The sequence below is a fragment of the Methylobacterium sp. JK268 genome, assembly GCF_054052225.1.
On record NZ_JBSVZN010000034.1, the window covers coordinates 82,718 to 103,422 of the forward strand.

11 protein-coding genes are annotated in these 20,705 nt (G+C 73.6%); 9 read left to right on the forward strand and 2 right to left on the reverse strand.

From position 1 onward, the window contains the following. The first annotated feature begins 436 nt into the window (after positions 1-436). Positions 437-3,595 carry an Rne/Rng family ribonuclease gene (locus ACW9J6_RS27745; protein ID WP_457119575.1) on the forward strand — a complete coding sequence of 1,053 codons (3,159 nt, stop codon included), beginning with the start codon at positions 437-439 and terminating at the stop codon, positions 3,593-3,595. A gap of 499 nt (positions 3,596-4,094) precedes the next feature. Then, on the forward strand, positions 4,095-5,450 hold the full coding sequence (locus ACW9J6_RS27750) for a methyl-accepting chemotaxis protein (protein ID WP_457119576.1): 1,356 nt from the start codon (positions 4,095-4,097) through the stop codon (positions 5,448-5,450). Between the two features lie 9 nt (positions 5,451-5,459). Here ACW9J6_RS27750 and ACW9J6_RS27755 read toward each other — a convergent pair whose 3' ends face one another. After that, a complete protein-coding gene (locus tag ACW9J6_RS27755; RefSeq protein ID WP_457119577.1) occupies positions 5,460-6,395 on the reverse strand; it encodes a LysR family transcriptional regulator in 936 nt (311 codons plus the stop codon). Positions 6,396-6,520: 125 nt separating this feature from the next. Between ACW9J6_RS27755 and ACW9J6_RS27760 the strand changes: the two genes are divergently transcribed. The 5 genes from ACW9J6_RS27760 to ACW9J6_RS27780 are packed head-to-tail and all read left to right on the forward strand — an operon-like array spanning position 6,521 to position 10,813. Next, positions 6,521-7,468 carry an ABC transporter substrate-binding protein gene (locus ACW9J6_RS27760; RefSeq protein WP_457119578.1) on the forward strand — a complete coding sequence of 316 codons (948 nt, stop codon included), beginning with the start codon at positions 6,521-6,523 and terminating at the stop codon, positions 7,466-7,468. Then, positions 7,465-8,319 carry an ABC transporter permease gene (locus tag ACW9J6_RS27765; RefSeq protein WP_457119579.1) on the forward strand — a complete coding sequence of 285 codons (855 nt, stop codon included), beginning with the start codon at positions 7,465-7,467 and terminating at the stop codon, positions 8,317-8,319. Before ACW9J6_RS27760 ends, ACW9J6_RS27765 begins: the two co-directional genes overlap by 4 nt. Beyond that, the gene (locus ACW9J6_RS27770; protein ID WP_457119580.1) at positions 8,312-9,091 is read left to right on the forward strand and encodes an ABC transporter ATP-binding protein; all 780 of its coding nucleotides are present in this window, start codon (positions 8,312-8,314) and stop codon (positions 9,089-9,091) included. The genes ACW9J6_RS27765 and ACW9J6_RS27770 overlap by 8 nt, the downstream gene beginning before the upstream one ends. Then, the gene (locus ACW9J6_RS27775; protein ID WP_457119581.1) at positions 9,088-9,993 is read left to right on the forward strand and encodes a polysaccharide deacetylase family protein; all 906 of its coding nucleotides are present in this window, start codon (positions 9,088-9,090) and stop codon (positions 9,991-9,993) included. The genes ACW9J6_RS27770 and ACW9J6_RS27775 overlap by 4 nt, the downstream gene beginning before the upstream one ends. Further along, a complete protein-coding gene (locus ACW9J6_RS27780; RefSeq protein WP_457119582.1) occupies positions 9,986-10,813 on the forward strand; it encodes an alpha/beta hydrolase in 828 nt (275 codons plus the stop codon). The genes ACW9J6_RS27775 and ACW9J6_RS27780 overlap by 8 nt, the downstream gene beginning before the upstream one ends. A 685-nt stretch (positions 10,814-11,498) precedes the next feature. Here the strand turns inward: ACW9J6_RS27780 and ACW9J6_RS27785 are convergent. After that, the gene (locus ACW9J6_RS27785; protein WP_457119583.1) at positions 11,499-12,887 is read right to left on the reverse strand and encodes a peptidoglycan-binding domain-containing protein; all 1,389 of its coding nucleotides are present in this window, start codon (positions 12,885-12,887) and stop codon (positions 11,499-11,501) included. Between the two features lie 139 nt (positions 12,888-13,026). Here ACW9J6_RS27785 and ACW9J6_RS27790 point away from each other — a divergent pair, with 139 nt between their 5' ends. Beyond that, on the forward strand, positions 13,027-18,309 hold the full coding sequence (locus ACW9J6_RS27790) for an alpha-2-macroglobulin family protein (protein WP_457119584.1): 5,283 nt from the start codon (positions 13,027-13,029) through the stop codon (positions 18,307-18,309). Positions 18,310-18,513: 204 nt separating this feature from the next. Then, on the forward strand, positions 18,514-20,595 hold the full coding sequence (pbpC, locus tag ACW9J6_RS27795; protein ID WP_457119585.1) for a penicillin-binding protein 1C: 2,082 nt from the start codon (positions 18,514-18,516) through the stop codon (positions 20,593-20,595). Positions 20,596-20,705 lie beyond the last annotated feature (110 nt).

Sequence of the window (20,705 nt, forward strand, 5' to 3'; positions counted from 1 at the left end):
GGGCCCGGGTCCGTCGCCGGCTTTCCGCCAGACCTTTCGGCCCCGAGCCGGGCAGGTGTCGCCTTCGCGGCGGTGACGCGCTCTCGCGAGAGAGCCGTCGCTGCCACTTCATCACCGGCCGGCCTCCCCGCGAGCGCCGGCCCGTCGTTTCGAGAGGTCGGTGGGAGAATGCGCGGACGCACAGCTTCGGGTTCCGTTGCTGACGCTCCTGGCGCGCGCATCCGGCGTCGCGCCCTTCCGCGCTCCCTGCCCCCGGCCGTGGTCAACCCCTCGCGCGTGAGGACGCGCGCAGCGGCGATTGACGGCAATCCCAGCACGAGATCAGCCGCCGCGATCCCCGGATCGCGGCCCATGAGAGCCTTCCGGAGGCCGGCGTCACCGCCGGGCCGGCTCGGTCGGGCTTTGCTGCCGCCAATCGCCATGCCGAAAGTACGTCATGGCCAACAAGATGCTCATCGATGCCTCCCACCCGGAAGAGACCCGGGTGGTGACGGTCAAGGGTTCGAAGGTCGAGGAATTCGACTTCGAGGCTGCTAACCGCCGCCAGCTGCGCGGCAACATCTACCTCGCCAAGGTCACGCGGGTCGAACCGTCGCTGCAGGCCGCCTTCGTCGAGTACGGCGGCAACCGGCACGGCTTCCTCGCCTTCAGCGAGATCCATCCCGACTACTACCAGATCCCGATCGCCGACCGCCTCGCCCTCCTGGAGGAGGACGCGCAGGCCGAGCGCGAGCACGAGGAGCGGCCGGAGCGCACGGAGCGCGAGCCCGACGAGCGCCGCCGCCGGCGGCGGCGGGGCCGGCGCGCCGAGGCCGCCTCGGCCCGGCCCGACCCCGTGGTGAGCGTGCCGGCCGAGGGGCTGGAGGCGGAGGACGGCGAGAACCCGGCGGCCGAGACCGCCTCGGTGACGCCGGAGCGTACACCGGACGACGCCGCGCCGCCCGCGGGTGAGCCGTCCGCCGAGGCGGTCCTGGCCGAGTCCCAGCCGGCGCACGAGCCGGTGGAGACGGCCGAACCGGTCGCGGGCGGCGCGACGGCCACGTCCGAGGCGCCCGCTGCGGCGGCCGAAACTGCGGCCGAGGCCCCGGCCGCGGCGACCGCGCAGGAGGACGAGGCGGCGCCGGCTGCGGCCGCGCCCGAGCTGGCAGCCGTCGTCGAACCAGAGTCGCACGATGCCGCCGCGGAGAGCCGGGGCGCGCAGGACGACACGCAGGATCACCGCGACCCGGATCACGAGGCGCGGCATCACGAAGCCCAGGATCACGAAGCTCACGACCACGACGTCCAGGACCACGTCGCCGGGGATCACGACGACGGCGAGCACGACGACGGTGAGCACGACGAGCACGCGGCCGAGCACGACGACGCCGAGGCCCGGGCCGAACCGTCCGACGATTCCGACGAGGAGGAGGACGACGAGGAGGACGAGGACGACGAGGAGGAGATCGTCGTCGAGCAGGTCGGCGGCCACGGCGACGCGCTCGCGGAGATCCCCGACCGGCCCCGTGCGCCGCGCCGCCACTACAAGATCCAGGAGGTGATCAAGCGCCGCCAGGTCATCCTGGTCCAGGTCGTCAAGGAGGAGCGCGGCAACAAGGGCGCGGCCCTCACCACCTACCTGTCGCTCGCCGGCCGCTACTCGGTGCTGATGCCCAATACCGGGCGGGGCGGCGGGATCTCCCGCAAGATCACCAGCGCGGCCGACCGCAAGCGCCTGAAGGAGATCGCCCAGGACCTCGAGGTGCCGGAGGGGATGGGCGTCATCCTGCGCACGGCCGGCGCCTCGCGCACCAAGCCGGAGATCAAGCGCGACTTCGAGTACCTGATGCGCCTGTGGGAGAGCGTGCGGGAGCTGACGCTGACCTCCTCGGCCCCGGCGCTGGTCTACGAGGAGGGCTCGCTGATCAAGCGGGCCATCCGCGACCTCTACAACAAGGACATCGACGAGGTTCTGGTCGCGGGCGAGGACGCCTACAGCGAGGCCAAGGACTTCATGCGGATGCTCATGCCGAGCCAGTCCAAGGTCGTGAAGCCCTATCGCGACCCGACGCCGCTCTTCGCCCGCTACGGCGTCGAGCAGCAGCTCGACGCGATGTTCTCCAACCACGTCTCCCTGCGCTCGGGCGGCTACCTCGTGATCAACCCGACCGAGGCCCTGGTCTCGATCGACGTGAATTCGGGCCGCGCCACCCGCGAGCACGACATCGAGGACACCGCGCTCAAGACGAACCTGGAGGCCGCCGAGGAGGTCGCCCGCCAGCTCCGCCTGCGCGACCTCGCCGGGCTGATCGTCATCGACTTCATCGACATGGAGGAGAAGCGCAACAACCGGGCGGTGGAGCGCAAGCTCAACGAGTGCCTGAAGGACGACCGCGCCCGGATCCAGGTCGGGCGGATCTCGCCCTTCGGCCTCCTGGAGATGTCGCGCCAGCGCATCCGCACGGGTGTTCTCGAATCCTCCTCGGTGCCGTGCCCGCATTGCGGCGGCTCGGGCTTCGTGCGCGCCACCGCGTCGGTCGCCCTGCAGATCCTGCGGGCCATCGAGGAGGCGCTCATCAAGTCGGCGACCCACAACCTCGTGCTGCGCACCCGCACGGACGTCGCCCTCTACATCCTCAACCAGAAGCGCGTGCACCTGCGGGAGCTGGAGACGCGGTTCGGCGTCACCCTCACGGTCTCGGCCGACGAGCGGCTGCCCCCGACCTCCGCCTTCCACCTCGACCGCGGCGAGCCGGCCCACCCGCCGGAGACGCGTCAGCCCGTCACCAGCATCCGCGCGGAGGCCGTTCAGCCGCCGCCGCTGGAGGATGAGGAGGAGGACGAGGAGGTTCTCGACCAGGCCGAGGGCGGGGACGAGGAAACCGAGGGCGAGGGCGCGGCCCAGGGTCAGGAGGGCGAGGGCGGCGGTCGCCGCCGCCGTCGCCGCCGCCGCCGCGGGCGGAGCGACGCCCGGCGCGGCGAGCTGGACACCGTCGAGGCCGGCGACGCGGAGGGTGGCGAGGCCGAGGGCGACGAGCCCGGCGAGGCCGAGACCGATGTCGAGCTCGGGGCCGCGGAGCGCGCCATCTCGATCCCGATCACCGAGGGCGGCGAGGCGGCCCGGGACGCCGACGAGGGCGCCGGCCGCCGCCGCCGCCGCGGTCGCCGGGGCGGGCGCAGCCGCGACCGCCAGGATCTGCCGGCCGACGCCCAGGACGAGACACGGGACGAGGCTCAGGACGAGGAGGTCGTCCATATCGGCGACGAGGTCGTGATCCGGGAGGACGAGACCGCGGAGACTGGCCCCGCGGGCGGGAGCCTCGCGCAGGACGCGCTGGCCGAGGAGATCGTCGCCGTGGGCGAGATCAGCGGTCCCTCCCCGGAGGCCGTCGCGTCGGCCGGCCCCATCGAGACGCCGGATCTCTCCGCCGTCGACCGGGAAGCCGCGAGGGCCGCGGCGATCCAGGAGCCCTCGCTCGGGGCGGTGCCCGAACCCGCCGCCCCGCCGGCCCCGGAGCCCGAGCCGGTCGCCGTGGTGCTGACGCCGCCCGACCCGGACCGCCCCAAGCGCGCCGGATGGTGGTCCCGGACCAAGGCGGCGATCAGCGGCGAGTAGCCGGTGGATCGACCGGTCGGCTCGGGCACGGTCCCGCCGGCCCGGTCCGCGCCCGAGCGAAGCCGAGTTCCGTCGTTCAGGGCGACGGAGCCGGCGGCGAGCAATCCATCGAGCATGGTCGGAGGCGCGGCTCCACCCGCACCTCCGACACGCCCCCTTCCCGGCCCGATCTCGAACCGAGATCGGGCCTTTTCAGTATCTCAGGCACGCAAAACAAGAGTGCCCATTCCATTTGCACTCCAACCATACGATAGATGCGTTCAGCTCCCTCTATCGTCGCGAGCGACCCGAGACGTTGCTGTCGAAGCGGCATCGCCATAAGATTCTGCTTAGCCGATGCCACCTCGCGCGAAGGGAAGCCCGATACGTAAGGTGGGGTTGACTGTCGAAATACCGATCACGACCGTCTAAAGGCATAGGCCATTGGGGTCACAGCGCGTTAATGGAGCGGCAACTGCCTCGGACGACAACGGTGGGACCGAACTGCGAGTCCCTCCCGATGTTCCGCGCCCTCCGCCCGTCACGCCCGCAGCCCACCGCCACCACCGAAGCGCCGGCCGCCGCCGAGGATCGCATCGCCAATCTCCTCGACGAGGCCGCGGCCTCCGGCAGCACCGCCTCGCTCGGCGGTCGGATCGGCGCGGCGCTCGGGCGGCTCGTCGAGCGCAGCCGCCGCGCCGCGTCCGGCGACCTCGCCCTCGGCGCCCGGATCTCGGCGGAAGCCTCCGAGGCCGGCACGATCCTGGTCTGGATGACGCACGACGCCTCGGAGGTCGCCCGGCAGACCAGCACGATGGCGGCGGCTGTCGAGGAGGTCGCGGCCTCCACGCGGGAACTCTGGACCCGCTCCCAGGGCAGCGCGGACCTCGCCGAGCGGGCGCGGACGGGCATCGCCGGCTGCGCCGCCGACATGCGGGAGGCGACCCGCACCATGGAGGTGATCGAGGCCGGCGCCGTGCAGATGGAGCAGCGCCTGCGCGGCTTCGAGGGCGCCGCCCAGCAGATCCAGGAGATCGCCGGGGCCATCGAGGCGATCTCCAGCCAGACCAACCTCCTCGCCCTCAACGCCACGATCGAGGCGGCTCGCGCCGGCGAGGCCGGCAAGGGCTTCGCCGTCGTGGCCGCGGAGGTGAAGCAGCTCTCCGGGCAGACCGCCCGGGCGACGGACCAGATCCGCACGCGCCTCGCGGCGCTGCTGCAGGAACTCGCGGCGATCCAGGGCGCGGTGACCGAGAGCCGGCAGGCCGTCGCCTCCGGCACGGCGGCGGTGAGCCGGGTCGGGACGCGGATCCTGGAGGAGGGCCAGGCGGTCGCCGGCTCGGCCGAGGGGATCCGGGCCCTGGCCGACGTGCTCGGCCAGCAGCAATCGGCGACGCAGGAGATCTCGTCCGGCGTGCAGCAGGTCGCGGCCAAGACCGAGAAGACCCGCCAGGAGATCGACGGGCTGATGAACCAGCTCGGCCGGGCCGAGGCCATGGCGCGCGAGACCCTCGACGCGGCCGGCCGCCGCGACCTCCCGGCCTACGGGCTGGTGCGGATGCCCGCCGACCTCGCGGCCTGGAAGCGCCGCCTCGCCATGGTGCTGGTGGGCCTGCGCCCGGCCACGCCCGCGGAGGCGGCCTTCGACACCGTCGACCTGCCGGCCCTGGCCCAGTCCCTCAAGGCCGATCCGGCCTATGCGGGCGCGCCGCTCGACGGGCTGGTGGCGGCCCTGGCCGAGGCCAAGCGCCACGCGGCGGGCGTCGTCGAGGGCGTGAGCGCCCACAACTGGGACAAGGCCACCCCCGCCTTCCAGGCCTTCGAGAAGACCGTCCGCACCATGGCGGAGCAGGCCCACGCCATCCTCCAGCGCTGACCGGCCCCCCTACCGGCCCGCCGTCCCGGCGGCGGTCGGAGCGGCCTCGCCGGCCCCGTAGCGCCGGTTGAGGCTGCTCGCGAGCTGGTCGGCGAACTTGGCCGCGGCCACCGGGAGCATGCGGCCGCGCAGCTGGCCGAGGATCATCGCCATCGTGTCGAGGTCGCGGGGATCGATCGCGCGCGCGCGCAGGCGCGGGTCGTCCGGAATGCCGCTCGGCACCTGGAAACTCACCACGTCCTCCCGCAGGACCAGCCCGCGCAGGAATTCGAGCGAGCCCGACTCGATCGCCGGGCGCGGGGCGCCCGTCCGCGCCAGCGCCCCGTCGAGGTGGTGGCGCAGCGCCAGCGAGCGGTCCGGCAGGGCGAGCGGGTGGGCGAGGCAGTCGCGCAGGCGCACCGGTCCGGCCTCGCGCCCCAGCGGGTGCCCGGCCCGCACCATCGCGCAGACCGGCTGCCGGCAGGCGAACAGCACCTGAAGGTCCGCCGAGGGCGGCGGCTGCAGCACCAGGGCGAGATCGGCCTCGAAGGCGGTGAGCGCCGCCACCGCCTGGACGTGATCGCGCACCTGCACCGCGAAGGTCACCTGCGGGAAGCGCGCCCGGTAGAGCTCCACCTCCTCCGGCACCACCTGGTTCACGAAGGCCTGGCTGCAGGCGAGCGCCACGTGGCCGCGGCGCACGCCGGAGAGGTCCGCGATCTGCGAGCGCACCCGCTCCAGGTCGGCGAGCTGGTCGCGGATGTGCCGCACGAGCAATTCGCCCGCCGCGTTGAGCCGCATGCCCTGGGCGATCCGCTCGAAGATCTGCGTGCCGAGCTCGTATTCCAGGTCCTGCACCTGCCGCGTCAGGGCCGAGGGCGTGATGGCCAGCACCTCGGCGGCCCGGCGGATCGAGCCGCTGCGGGCGATCTCCGCGACGTAGGACAGCGTGCGCAGGTGCTTCATGGCCAGTCATGCTCGCGTGCGGGAAAGGTGTTGCCGAAGTCGCAACGGGTCAATCGAAATCCAGCACTCGCTTGCAACACGGGGGCGCACTAGCGTGTCCGCATCGCCTTCTCCGGGATGCCGCCATGATGCGCCGCCGTGATGTCCTGACCGGCCTCGCCGCCGGATGGGTGCTGAGCCCGCTGCCCCTGCGCGCCCAGGCGCCCACCGTGATCCGGATGGGGTCGCTGAAGCTCATCCACTCGATCGCCCCGCATTTCTACGACCAGTTCACGCCCGCCGGCGTGCGGGTCGAGGTGGTGCCCTTCGAGAGCCCGACCGAGTGCAAGAACGCCGTCGTCACCAAGTCGGTGGATTTCGGCATGTTCGGCATCGCGGCGGCCACGCTCGGCGCGGCGGCGGGCGAGCCCCTGGTCGTCATCGCCTCGGCCTGCAACCGCGGCATGGCGATCATCGCCCGGAAGGATGCGGGCCTCGCGAGCCTCAAGGATCTCAAGGGCAAGCGGGTGGCGATCTGGCCCGGCTCGACCCAGGAGGTCTTCGTGCTGGAGCGCCTGCGCCAGGAGGGCATGAGCGTCCGGGACATCACGCCGGTGCGGGTCTCCTTCAGCGAGATGCACATCGCGCTCGCCCGCGGGGACGTCGACGCCTATGTGGGCGCCGAGCCGGGACCGGGAGTGAGCCTCTCGACCGGGATCGGCAGCCTCGTCGAGTATCCCTACGGGACCGAGATGGGCGCCCTCAACATGGTGTTCGGGGCGCATCGCGACACGCTCGCCGAGAAGCCCGACCTCGTGCGCACCATGCTCGACATCCACCGCAAGGGCACCGAGTACGCCGCGAAGAACCGCGACGCCATGGTGGCGATGGCGGTGGCGAAGCTCGGCCAGAAGCGCGAGGCGATCGAGGTCTCGGCCCCGAACGTCGAACTCACCTGGCAGCTCGGCGACACCGAGGTGCGCCAGGCCAAGGCGTACGCGGAGCACATGCTGGCGCTCAAGCAGATCAAGCGCCTGCCCGACTTCGCGAGCTTCATCGACACCCGGTTCGTGGACGCGATGAGGGCCGCGTGAGCACCGCCGAACTCTCCCCGGCGGCCAATCCGGCCGCGCCGGAGGCGGCCCTGCGCCGGCCCTCCCTCCCCCTCGGCCGCCTGCGCGAGACGCTGCTGGCGCTGGCCTTCCCGCTGGCGCTCGGCCTCGTCTGGCACCTCGCCACGGCGGACAGGCCCTACAGCCTGATCCCTCCGCCCGCCGAGGTCTGGACGGAGCTGCGCGACCTCGCGGTGGGCGGGATCAACGACGACGCCTTCAGCGGCACGCTGCTCACGCACCTCGTCGCCTCCGTGAGCCGGGTGCTCGGGGGCTTCGGCCTCGCGGTGCTGGCCGCGCTGCCCCTCGGGCTCCTGATCGGGCGGGTGCCGCTGGTGCGCCAGCTCCTCGACCCGACCTTCCAGATCCTGCGGCCGGTGCCGGTCACGGCGTGGCTGCCGCTGGCCATGATCCTCTTCGGGCTGGGGCCGCGCTCGGCCTATTTCCTGGTCTTCCTCGGCGCCTTCTACCCGATCCTCGTCAACACGGTGTTCGGGGTGCGCTCCGTCGAGCCGCGGCTGTTCGAGGCGGCGTCCATGCTCGGCTGCCGGGGCTCGTCGCAGTTCGTGCGCGTGGTGCTGCCGGCCGCCCTGCCGTCGATCTTCACCGGGCTCCGGCTCGGCCTCGGCTTCGCCTGGGTGGTGATCGTGGTCGGCGAGATGACCGGCGTGCCCACCGGCCTCGGCGCCATGATCATGGAGGCGCGCCAGCTCTCCCGCACCGAGATCGTCATCTGCGGCATGGTGGTGATCGGGGTGGCGGGCTTCGTCTCGGACCGGATCGTCACCCTGATCGGCCGCCGCCTACTCGCCTGGAGCCCCAGCCATGGCTGATCCGACGCTGCCGATCCTCGACATCCGCGACGTCTCGAAGACCTTCACGACGAATAACCGCCGCGTCGACGCCCTGCGGGGCGCCAATCTGACGGTCAGGCGCGGCGAGTTCATCTGCCTGCTCGGCGCCTCGGGCTGCGGGAAGTCGACCCTGCTGCGGATCGTGGCGGGCTTCGAGGCGGCGAGCGAGGGGCAGGCCCTGATGTGGGGCAAGCCCATCGCCGGGCCGGATCCGGGCCGCGGCATGGTCTTCCAGGATTACGGCCTGTTTCCCTGGCTCACCGTCCGCGACAATATCGGCTTCGGGCCGAGATCCCGCGGCCGTCCGGCCGCCGAGCTGCGCGACACCGTCGATCGCTACATCGAGGTGGTGGGGCTCCAGCGTTTCGCCGACGCCTATCCGCACCAGCTCTCGGGCGGCATGAAGCAGCGGGTGGCGATCGCCCGGGTGCTCGCCAACGAGGCCGAGGTGGTGCTGATGGACGAGCCCTTCGGCGCGCTCGACGCGATGACCCGCGAGCGGCTGCAGGACGAACTCCTCGACCTGTGGAGCCGCACCGGGCTGACCGTGTTGTTCGTGACCCACGCGATCGAGGAGGCGGTGTTCCTCGCCGACCGGGTGGTGATGATGTCGCCCGGTCCCGGCCGCATCGAGGCCGTGCACGAGATCGCGCTGCCGCGCCGCCGGGACGTGTCGAGCCCCGAATTCAACGACCTGCGCCGGATGCTCGCCGGCCAGCTCCACAGCCACCACGCCAGACGGGCCGCATGAGCCAGGATCCCCGCCGTCCCGAGGCCCGCCTCGCCTACCGGGCGGCGGTCGACCGCCCGCGCCTGTCGCTCCCGGGCGGGAAACGCGTCGCGATCTGGCCGGTGGTCAACGTGGAGCACTGGCTCATCGACAATCCGATGCCCCGGCAGGTGCTGGTGGCGCCGACGGGCGCGGTGCTGCTCCCCGACATCCCGAACTGGGCCTGGCACGAATACGGGATGCGGGTCGGGTTCTGGCGCTTCCTCGACGCCTTCGGGCGCCGCGGGATCCGCCCGACCCTGTCGATCAACGGCTCGGTCTGCGCGGCCTATCCGCGGGTGGCGGGCGCGGCGCGCGACGCGGGCTGGGAATTCATGGGCCACGGCTTCCACCAGGTGCCGACGCACAGGGTCGAGGACGAGGCGGCGATGATCGCCCGCACCGTCGAGACGATCCGGCGCTTCACCGGGGACTCGCCCGTCGGCTGGCTCGGCCCCGGCCTCACCGAGACCCTCGACACGCCCGACCACCTCGCGGCGGCGGGGATCCGTTACGTCGGCGACTGGCCGATGGACGACCGGCCCTGCCGGCTCGCCACCCGGCACGGCCCGCTCGTGACGCTGCCCTACTCGGTGGAACTCAACGACATCCCGGTCCTGGCGATCCAGCACCAGCCGGCGGAGGAATTCCTCGCCCGCGCGCTGGCCCAGGTCGAGCGACTCGCGGCCGAGGCCGCGAGCGACGGGCCGCTCGGCGGCGCCAAGGTGATGGGTTTCGCGATCCACCCCTATCTCACGGGCGTGCCGCACCGGATCGGCGTGGTGGAGCGGCTGCTCGACGCGCTGGCGGAGCGATCCGACGTGCTGTTCTGGCAGGGCCGGGATATCCTCGACTGGTATCTCGGGACGGGGGACGATGGCTGAGACCTGGAGAAATTGGGACCGCGAGACCTTGAGCGCGGCCTACAACAATTCGGCGGCGGTGGCCGGCAGCGCCGAGACCGTGGCGGGCTGGCGGGAGCGGAGCGCGGCCTTCCGCGAGGCGCATCCGGAGGAGCTGGACCTCGCCTACGGCACCGAGGCGCGGCAGCGGATCGACCTCTTCCGCAGCGGCGACGCGCAGGCGCCGCTCTTCGCCTTCCTGCATGGCGGCTATTGGCAGCGGAACGCCAAGGAGGGCTTCGCCTGCATGGCCGAGGGTCCACTCGCCCGCGGGCTCGACGTGGCGCTGATCGGCTACACGCTGGCGCCGGAGGCGAGCCTGACCCGGATCGCCGCGGAGGTCGGGACGGCCCTCGCCTTTCTCCGTCGGCACGATGCGGAGCGCGGGGTGCGGCGGCGGCTCGTCGTGTCGGGCTGGTCGGCGGGCGGGCACCTCGCGGCGCTCGCCCTGTCGCGCGGCGAGGCCGATGCGGGGCTCGCGGTGAGCGGCGTCTTCGACCTCGCACCGATCCGCGGCACGAACCTGAACGACGCGCTGACCCTGACGGAGGCGGAGGTCGAGGCGCTGTCGCCGATCCGCCACCTGCCGGCGGAGGCCGGTCCCCTGACGGTGGCCTACGGGGCGGCGGAACTGCCGGAGCTGTGCCGGCAATCGACGGAGTACGCGGCGGCGTGGCGCGCCGCCGGGCTGACTGGGTCGCTGCTGCCGCTGGCGGGGCACGACCACTTCTCGGTGCTGACCGAGTTGATCCGGCCGGACGGGGCGCTCACGGAGGCGGCGGTGGCGCTGGCGCGGGGGTGAGGCGCGACTCCCCCGCTGCGACACGGCTGTCCGTGGACAAGGTGAGGCACGTCTCCCCTCTCCCGAGTGGGCTAGCGTGTTCACACTTCGCCTCCCGGCATCAAAGAAGCGCTTCTTTCGCAGTTGCTTGAACGGAACCGAGGAGACCCGCGGGATCCCCTCTCCCGTGCGGGAGAGGGGTAGGGGTGAGGGTCCCGGACCCTGCCGTCATCAAGCGAAGACGGTCGTGCTGGCAGCGGGACACTTCAGAATACTTGCGGAACCACCTGGACCCTCACCCCTGCCCCTCTCCCGCACGGGAGAGGGGTTCCCCGCGCCCCACCCGGGAACCGTCGTGCGTCGACGCAAGTATCTGCCGTGTTTGCATTTCTCGCGTTCTGTGAATCCGCTAGCCCGAGTGGGAGAGGGGTCGGGGGATCGAAGATCCCGCGTGAGGGTGGCTCGGTCTCAGCAAGAAAACTGAGCCGTGCCGCTGGCAGCTCGACGGTTGAGTTTACTGGCTGAACCGTCCGTCCCTCACCCCTACCCCTCTCCCACTCGGGAGAGGGGATCCCGCGCGTGCTGAATATTGTAGAGTGTTGAAGAAGCAGCCGTTTCTGGAGGCCAAGGCGCATTTCAGGGAGCCTTGGATCTTCCCCGGACAGCCCTGCCGCGAAGGGGAGAGGGCTCAAACCCCACCCGCACCTCACCCCCGGCACTGCACCGCCACCACGGCCCCGGCAAGCGGCGCCACCACCGCCCCCGTGCTCCTCGCATCCGCCCCTCCCGCCGCCGCGAACGCGACCCCCTCCTGTTCGGCGAGGCGTCGCAGGGCGTCGGATCCGATCAGCGGATGCGTCATCGGCGGCATCAGGCCGGCGACGAGCCGTGCCCCGGCCGGCATCCGGGCCACCAGCCCGACGAGGCGCCCCGCCCGATCGAGCACCGGCGCCCCGGCCGCTCCCGGCTGGAGCGGGGCCAGGACCCCGCCCTCCCCCGCCGCCCCGGGCGCCGCGTCCGGGCCACCCTCATGGCCCGCCGCGAGCACCACGACATCCGCGCCCGCTGCCGGGGCGGCGGGCGCGAGCGGCGGCAGCGGAGCGCTCCGTGGGAAGGGCCGTTCCGGTTCGAGGAGCGTGAGCCCGCCCTCCTGGCGGAGCACCCGGGCGGGCGCGCCGGCGATCGTGGGCGCCGAACAGGCCGAGAGGGCGGCCGCCGCGGTCACGACGCGCTTCGGCCCGAGCACCAGCCCCGTCGCAGCCGGGCCGGCCGGGAGCGCCTGCGGGGCGGGCGGCGGCTCGGGCGCCCGTGCGGCCGCGACCGGGGCCGCCTCCGCCGGGAAGGGCGTGAAGCTGTTCGCCACCGCGATCACCAGCCGGTCGACCTCCGGCGCCAGGGCCTTGTCGTAGGCGAGCGAGAAGCCGCGGAGACCCGAAGGGCCGGAGGCGTAGCGGATATAGAACTTCCCCTGCGCCGTCTCGCCGGTGACGACCACGAAGTCGGGCTTCTTGAGCTTGTAGGTGACCTTGCGGTCGGGCGTCGCCGCGGCCGCCTTGTCGAACAGGGCGTCGAGATCGGTCTCGCCCGGCCTGAACCCCTTGGTGTCGAGGGTGACGCGGCCGTCCTGGCTCTGCCAGCGGGTGCCGTTCGGCAGCGCGCTGCGCTTTGCCAGGAGCCGCTCCGGCACCCCGAGCGCGATGCCCGTCGCCGAATCGGTCTGGGGCGTGAACTTCGCCGCCTGCCGGGCCGCCTGGCCGGCCGCCAGGAGCCGCGCGCGGGCGCGGTCGTCGAGGAGGCCGGTCGGGTCGAGGCCGTTGCGGCCCTGCCAGGCCGCGAGCGCCTCGAAGGTGCGGCGGCCGAAGCTGCCCGTCGTCACGCCGTTGTAGTCGCTCGCCCAGACCAGGGAATCCTGTACCGCCCGGCGCTCCGATTCGGGCCGCGCCTCGAAACCCGCCCGCGCGGCCTCGAAGACAGGGTCCGGGGCGGGCGCAGGCTTCGCGGCGGGAGCGGCCGGACGCGGGGCGGGCTGCTGGGCCGAGGCGGCACCGGGCAGGAGGGAGAGGGCGGCGAGGAGCGGGACGAGGCGGCGCGGCATGGGCGGCGGGCTCCGGAGGAGGGTCGGGAGCTTGGCAGAAGCCGCCGCCGTCATCCAGCCGAAGCCTGCCGAGCGTTGCGGCGGCGCGCCCAAATGATAGGCTCCGCGACCGGGACCGTGAGCCGCACGAGGCCAGACGATGTCGACAGCAACCCGGACGGGGCGCCTCGCGGCCGCCCTCGCGTTGGCGCTGACCCTCGCCGTTCCGGCCGTCGCCCAATCGCCGCAGCCGCCGCGCCCGGTTCCCTCCGCCCTCGCGCCCACGCCCAAGAGCTTCGCGCGGCCGAACCTCGCGAGCGAAGCGGTGCGGCTCGAGGCCGAGATCAAGGACGAGACCGCCTCCAACGCGCGCAAGCCCGCCGCCCAGTGGCGGCGCGAGGCGGAGGGGCTGTTCAAGGACGACGACAACGACGGGGCGCTCGCCGCCTATGCGGGCGCGATCGCCGCCGAGCCCGGCGACTGGCGCAACTGGTACGCCCTCGCCGAGACCGCGAACGGGGTCGAGAACGACGATTACGAGGAGAACCAGCGCCTGCGCCGCCGCGCCCGGGCCGGCGCCTACCTGGCCTACCAGCGCGCGACCGGGCGGGCCGACGAGGCCAAGGCCCTGGCGCTCCTCGGCCGGGTCCTCGCCGAGCAGGAGAGCTGGCGCCCGGCGCTCGACGCCTACAAGGCGAGCCTCGCGCTCGCGGACGATGCGGAGATCCGCGGCAGCTACGAGGAGTTGCGCGACAAGCACGGATTCCGCATCACCGACTACAAGGTCGATTCGGACGCGGCGGCGCCGCGGGTCTGCTTCACCTTCTCGGAGGCGCTCTCGACCAAGACCGACCTCGCGCCCTTCGTGGCGGTGTCGGGTGCGGCGAACGCCGCCGTCACGGCCGAGGGGCAGCAGGTCTGCGTCGACGGGCTCAAGCACGGCGAGCGCTACGCCATGGTGCTGCGCCAGGGCCTGTCCTCCGCTCTCCCCGACGAGGTTCTGCGGACATCCGCCGATTACGAGATCTACGTCCGGGACCGCTCGCCCCAGGTGCGGTTCACCGGCCGCAACTACGTGCTGCCGCGCACCGGCCAGGCGGGCGTGCCCCTCGTCTCGGTGAACGCGCCGAAGCTCGACGTCGAGGTGCTGCGCATCGGCGACCGCGGCCTGCTCCCGGCCCTGCGCTCGGAGGAGTTCCTGGCGCAGCTCTCGGGCGCCACCGCCCGGACCATCGCCCGCGAGAAGGGCGTGCGGGTCTGGAAGGGCACCCTCGACGCGGCCAAGGCCGAGCCGAACCAGGAGACCGTGACCGCCTTCCCGGTGCTGCAGGCCCTCGGCAAGGTGGAACCCGGCCTCTACATCATGACCGCGCAGCCGAGCGGCATCGCGGCCTTGGCCGACGACGAATCGGGCGGCTACGAGACCCAGGCGACGCAGTGGTTCGTGGTCTCCGACCTCGGGCTCACCGCCCTCAAGGGCCCGGACGGGGTCCACGTCTTCGCCCGCTCGCTCGCCAATGCGACGACCGTGGCCGGAGCGGAGATCCGCCTCGTCGCCCGCAACAACGAGGTTTTGGGCACCCGCACCACCGACGCGCAGGGCCACGCCGCCTTCGAGGCCGGGCTGGCGCGGGGCGAGGGCGGCACGGCGCCGAGCCTCGTCGTGGCGCGCCTCGGCGACGATTACGGCTTCCTCGACCTGTCGCTCGGCGCCTTCGACCTCGCCGACCGCGGCGTGAAGGGCCGGCCCGCCCCGGTGGCCGCGGAGGCCTTCGTCTTCCCCGAGCGCGGCGTCTACCGCTCGGGCGAGACGGTGCAGCTCACCGCGCTCCTGCGCGACGCCCGGGGGGCGGCGATCACCGGCCTGCCCCTGACGCTCGTCGTCAAGCGGCCGGACGGGGTCGAGTACCGCCGCGCCGCGGTGGCGGATGCGGGGCTCGGCGGGCGCGCCTTCCCGCTGGCGCTGCTCTCGGGCGCGCAGGCCGGGACGTGGCGGGTCGCCGCCTACACCGACCCCAAGGCGGCGCCGGTCGGCGAGGCGAGCTTCCTCGTCGAGGATTACGTGCCCGAGCGGCTGGAGGTGACGCTCACGCCGAAGACGCCGGCGCTGGCGGCCGGCCAGCCGGCGGCGATCGACGTGGCGGCCCGGTTCCTCTACGGGGCGCCGGGCGCGAACCTGCAGATCGGCGGGAGCGTCGCCGTCCAGGCGGCGACGGGAAGCGGCATCAAGGGCCTCGACGGCTACGCGATCGGCCTCGACGACGAGAGCGTGGTGCCGACCACGGCCGAGATCGACGAGAAGGTGACCACGGACGCGCAGGGCAAGGCGACACTCCGCGCACCCGTGCCGCCGCTCAGCGCCCCCCGCCCCCTGGAGGCGAAGATCTCGCTGCAGGTCGGCGAGCCGGGCGGGCGGGCGGTGCAGCGCAGCCTGACCCTGCCGATCCTGCCCGCCGGCCCCGTCGTCGCCGTCAAGAAGACCTTCGGCGAGTTGCGCGAGGGCGGCAGCGCCACCTTCGATGTGGCAGCGGCGCAGCCCGACGGCACCCGGCTGGCGGTCCGCGGCGCCACCTGGACGCTCAAGCGTGTCGAGCGCACCTATCAATGGTACCGCGCCGATGGCCGCTGGTCCTTCGAGGCGGTGAAGACCAGCCGCAAGGTGGCGAACGGCGCGATCGACCTCGCGGCCGACAATCCGGCCCGGATCGCCGCGCCGGTGGAACTCGGGACCTACCGGCTGGAGGTGCAGGCGCCGAACCTGCAGGCGGCGAGCGTGAGCTTCACGGTCGGCTGGGGCGGGACCGAGAGCGCGGACGCGCCCGACCTCCTCGACCTCACCCTCGACAAGGCCGCCTACGCCTCCGGCGACACGCTGAAGGCCCGGCTCAACCCGCGCTTCTCCGGCACCGCCACGGTGGCGGTGGTGAGCGACCGCGTGCAGGAGATCCGCACCCTCGACGTGAAGGCGGGCGGCACGTCGGTCGAGATCCCCGTGAAGGCGGAGTGGGGCGCGGGCGCCTACCTCGTCGCCACCGCCTACCGGCCCCTCGACCAGGCGGCCAAGCGCCTGCCGGGCCGGGCGCTCGGCCTCGCCTGGTTCTCCGTCGACCGCCCGGCCCGCAGCCTCGACGTGGCCGTCGAGGCGCCCGCCAAGGTGCGCCCCCGCGGGGAGCTGCGCCTGCCGATCCGCCTCGCGGGGCTGAAGCCCGGCGAGGAGGCGCGGGTGACGGTGGCGGCGGTCGATGTCGGCATCCTCAACCTGACCCGCTACGCGACGCCCGACCCGTTCGGGTTCTTCTTCGGCCAGAAGGCCCTCTCGGCGGAGATCCGCGACCTCTACGGCTACCTGATCGACGGCATGCAGGGCACGCTCGGGGCGATCCGCTCGGGCGGCGACGGCGGCGCCCCGGACCTCGCCGACGCGCCCCCGACCCAGGAGCCCCTGGCGCGCTACTCGGGCGTGGTGACGGTGGGGCCGGACGGGCGGGCGGAGGTCGTGTTCCCGCTGCCGGCCTTCAACGGCACCGCCCGGGTGATGGTGACGGCCTGGACCGCCGGGCGGGTCGGCTCCGCCGCCGCGGACGTGATCGTGCGCGACCCCGTGGTGCTCACCGGCACCCTGCCGCGCTTCCTTAATGTCGGCGACCGCTCGCGCCTCCACGTCGCCCTCGACAACGTCGAGGGGCCTGCGGGCGACTACGCGGTGGATCTCGACCTCGCCGGGCCGGTCCTGGTGCCGGCCGAGGCGCTGACGCGCAAGCTGCGGCTGGAGGCCGGGCAGCGGGGCGCGGTGGAGATCCCGGTCACGGCAGCCGGTCCCGGCCTCGCCCGGATCGACCTGAAGCTGACCGGCCCCGGCCTCGACGGGGCGGCAGGCCAGAGCTTCGCGCTCGCGGTCCAGCCCGGGACCGGGGCTCTGCTGCGCCGCTCCGTGCGGCCGCTCGATCCGGGCGCGAGCGTGACCCTGTCGAACGACCTCCTCGCCGAGATGCTGCCGGGGACAGGCTCCGTCTCGGTCTCGGCCGCGCCGCTCTCGGGCCTCGACGTGCCGGCCCTGCTCCAGGCCCTCGACCGCTACCCTTACGGCTGCACCGAGCAGACGGTGAGCCGGGCGATGCCGCTCCTCTACGTGAACCGCCTCGCCTCCCTGGACCGGCTCGCCCTCGACGACGCGGTGGACGAGCGGGTGCGCGGCGCCATCGAGCGGGTGCTGTCGCGCCAGGACGCGAGCGGGAATTTCGGCCTGTGGTCGGCGAGCGGCGCCGAGGACATCTGGCTCGACGCCTTCGTGACCGACTTCCTGACCCGGGCGCGGGAGCGCGGCTTCGCGGTGCCCCAGACCGCCTTCACGCTCGCCCTCGACCGGCTGCGCAACGCGGTGGCCAACACCAACGAGGTCGGCGGCGGGGGCATGGACCTCGCCTACGCGGCCTACGTGCTCGCCCGCAACGGCCGCCCGGTGATGGGCGACCTGCGCTACCTCGCCGACACGAAGCTCTCCGACTTCACGACGCCGCTCGCCCGCGGGCAGATCGCGGCGGCGCTGGCGCTGCTCGGCGACCGCGGCCGGGCGCAGAAGGCCTTCGAGTCGGCCATCACGGCGCTCCGTGCCGAGAAGGACAAGGCGGATTACCGACCGGATTACGGCTCGCGCCTGCGCGACGGCGCCGGGCTGATCGCGCTCGCGGCCGAGACCGGCTTCGCGCGCGACACCATCGCGCCGCTCGGCGCGGTGGTCGGCGAGGAGCGGGGGACGAGCCGCGTCACCAGCACCCAGGAGAACGCCTGGATGGTGCTCGCCGCCGAGGGGCTGAGCAAGGAGGCCGAGACCATGGCCTTCGCGGTCGACGGCGTGGCGGGGACCGGTCCCCTCTACCGCACCTTTCGGGCGCGGGACCTCGACGCCAAGCCGGTGACGGTGACCAATCGGGGCGCGATGACGGCCCAGCTCGTGCTCGGCGTCGCAGGCAGCCCGATCGCCCCCGAGCCGCCGGAGGCGAAGGGCTACAATGTCGAGCGCAGCTACCATCGCCTGGATGGGTCGCCGGTCGATCTCGCGCAGGTGCGCCAGAACGACCGGCTCGTGGTGGTGCTGAAGGTGACGGAGGACAAGGCGCGTGCGGCGCGGCTTCTCCTCGTCGACCGCCTGCCGGCGGGGCTGGAGATCGACAACCCGAAACTCCTCGACGCGGACGCGGTCTCGGCCCTGTCCTGGGTGAAGTCGGACGTGCAGCCGACCCACACGGAGTTCCGCGACGACCGCTTCGTGGCCGCCTACGACCGCGACCCGTCGCAAGCGGCCTTCTTCACGGTGGCCTACACGGTGCGGGCGGTGACGCCGGGCCGCTACGTCCATCCGGCCGCGAGTGTGGAGGACATGTACCGCCCCGACCGCTACGGGCGGACCGCCTTCGGGGCGATGGAGGTGGGGGCACCGCGGTGAGGGGCGGAGCACAACGGCGGACCCTCTCCCCTCTGCGGGAGAGGGGAACCACGTTTCCGGATGTGGCGCGCGTCACCACGGTTCCGCCCTCTTCTCCACCGTGGTTCCCCTCTCCCGCCGCGCGCACGAACGCTTCGCACTCGCCGCGGGGCACCCTCCCCCGCAGAGGGGGGAGGGTCACGCTTCGCGTGCCGCCCGCAGCTCATGCCTATCGCCCGTAGCCTGCGCGGTACCGCCCTCGGCGCCGCCGCTCTCATCTTCACCGGCGCCGGGCTGCTCGCGGACTTCGTCCGGCAGCTGCCGCCCCTCGATCTCGCCGCCGCCGAGGCCCGCTCGGTCGTCGTCCTCGACCGGACCGGCACGCTGCTGCGCCCCTTCGCGACGTCGGACGGGCGCTGGCGGCTGCCGCTCGCGGCGAAGGCGATCGATCCCCGCTTCCTCACCCTGCTCACCACCTACGAGGACCGGCGCTTCCACCAGCATCCCGGCATCGATCCAGGGGCGCTGCTGCGCGCCGCCGGGCAGTGGCTGCGCGCCGGCCGCATCGTCTCGGGTGGATCGACGCTGTCGATGCAGGTCGCCCGCCTCGTCGAGCCGCGGGCCGAGCGCTCGCTCGCCGCCAAGCTGCGGCAGATGGTGCGGGCGGTCGCGCTGGAGCGCCGGCTCGGCAAGGAGGGCGTGCTGCGCCTCTACCTCGCGCTGGCACCCTATGGCGGGCCGCTCGAAGGGGCGCGGGCCGCGAGCCTCGCCTATTTCGGCCACGAGCCGGGGCGCCTGACGCTCGCGGAGGCCGCCCTGCTGGTGGCGCTGCCGCAAGCCCCCGAGGCGCGTCGCCCGGACCGCTTCCCGGAGGTGGCCAAGCGCGCCCGCGACCGCGTCATCGACCTCGCGGCGGCGCGGGGCGCCATCCGGCCCGACGAGGCCGCCGCCGCCAGGGCCGAGCCGGTGCCGCGCCAGCGCCGGCCCTTCCCGATGCTGGCGGCGCACGCGGCCGAGGCGGCCCTGGCCGAGGCCCCCGGCCGCCCCGTGCACCGCCTCGCCCTCGACGCCCGCCTGCAGGCGAGCCTCGAAGCGCTCGCCGCCGAGCGCGCGGCCTCCCTCGGGCCGGGCCTGTCCGCGGCGATCGTGGCGCTCGACACCGCGACCGGCGAGGTGCGGGCGCAGGTCGGCAGCCCGGGCTACCTCGATGCGGCCCGGGCGGGCGCCATCGACATGACCGGCGCCCTGCGCTCGCCGGGCTCGGCCCTGAAACCCTTCGTCTACGCGCTCGCCTTCGAACTCGGTCTCGCCCATCCGGAGACGCTGATCGAGGACCGGCCCTCGCGCTTCGGCGCCTCCTACGCGCCGGAGAATTTCGACCTTACCTTCCAGGGGACGGTGACGGCGCGGCGCGCCCTGCAGATGTCCCTCAACGTCCCGGCGGTGGAACTGATGGACCTCGTGGGGCCGGCCCGCTTCATCGCCCGGCTGCGCTCAGCCGGCGCCGGGATCGCGCTGCCGCGGGATGCCGCGCCCGGCCTGCCGGTGGCGCTCGGCGGGCTCGGCATCACGCTGACCGACCTGACGCGGCTCTTCGCCGGCCTCGCCCGGGGCGGCCCGGTGCCCGACCTCGTGCGCCGGCTCGACACCGATCCCCCTCCCCCGCGCGACCCGCCGCGCATCGCCGAGCCCGTCGCGGCCTGGTACGTGGCGGATACCTTGCGCGGCACGCCCCCGCCCGAGAACGCCCTGCCGAACCGCATCGCCTACAAGACCGGCACCTCCTACGGCTACCGCGACGCCTGGGCGGTGGGGTTCGACCGCCGCGTGACGATCGGTGTCTGGGTCGGGCGGCCGGACGGGGCGAGCGTGCCGGGGCTGGTGGGGCGGATCGCGGCCGCGCCGATCCTGTTCGACGCCTTCGCGCGCTACGGCGGCGAGCCGGAGCCAGTGGCCGCGGTGCGCGACGCCCTGATCACCACCACGGCCGGCCTACCGCCGCCCCTGCGCCATCTCCGCCGGGATGCCCCGAAGGTGGTGGGCGAGGCGCCCGGCGCGGCCCTCAAGATCGCCTATCCGCCGGACGGCGCCCGGGTGGATGTCGGCTTCACCGAGGGTGCACCGGCCGGCCTCGCTCTCAAGGCGCTCGGCGGCACGCTTCCGCTGACCTGGATGGTGAACAGCCTGCCGCTCCCCGAGGCGGCCCGCCGGCAGGCGGAGTGGCAGCCGGACGGAGCGGGATTCGTGCGCATCTCGGTGATGGACGCGACCGGCGCGAGCGACAGCGTGGTGGTGCGGCTGGAGTAGACGGTGGAGCGCCGCCCCAACCCTCCCCCCTTTGCGGGGGAGGGTGCGCCGCGGAGCGGGGCGGGAGAGGGGATCCCCGGTGCCGGAGAAGCCTGAACTTTTTCGACGAG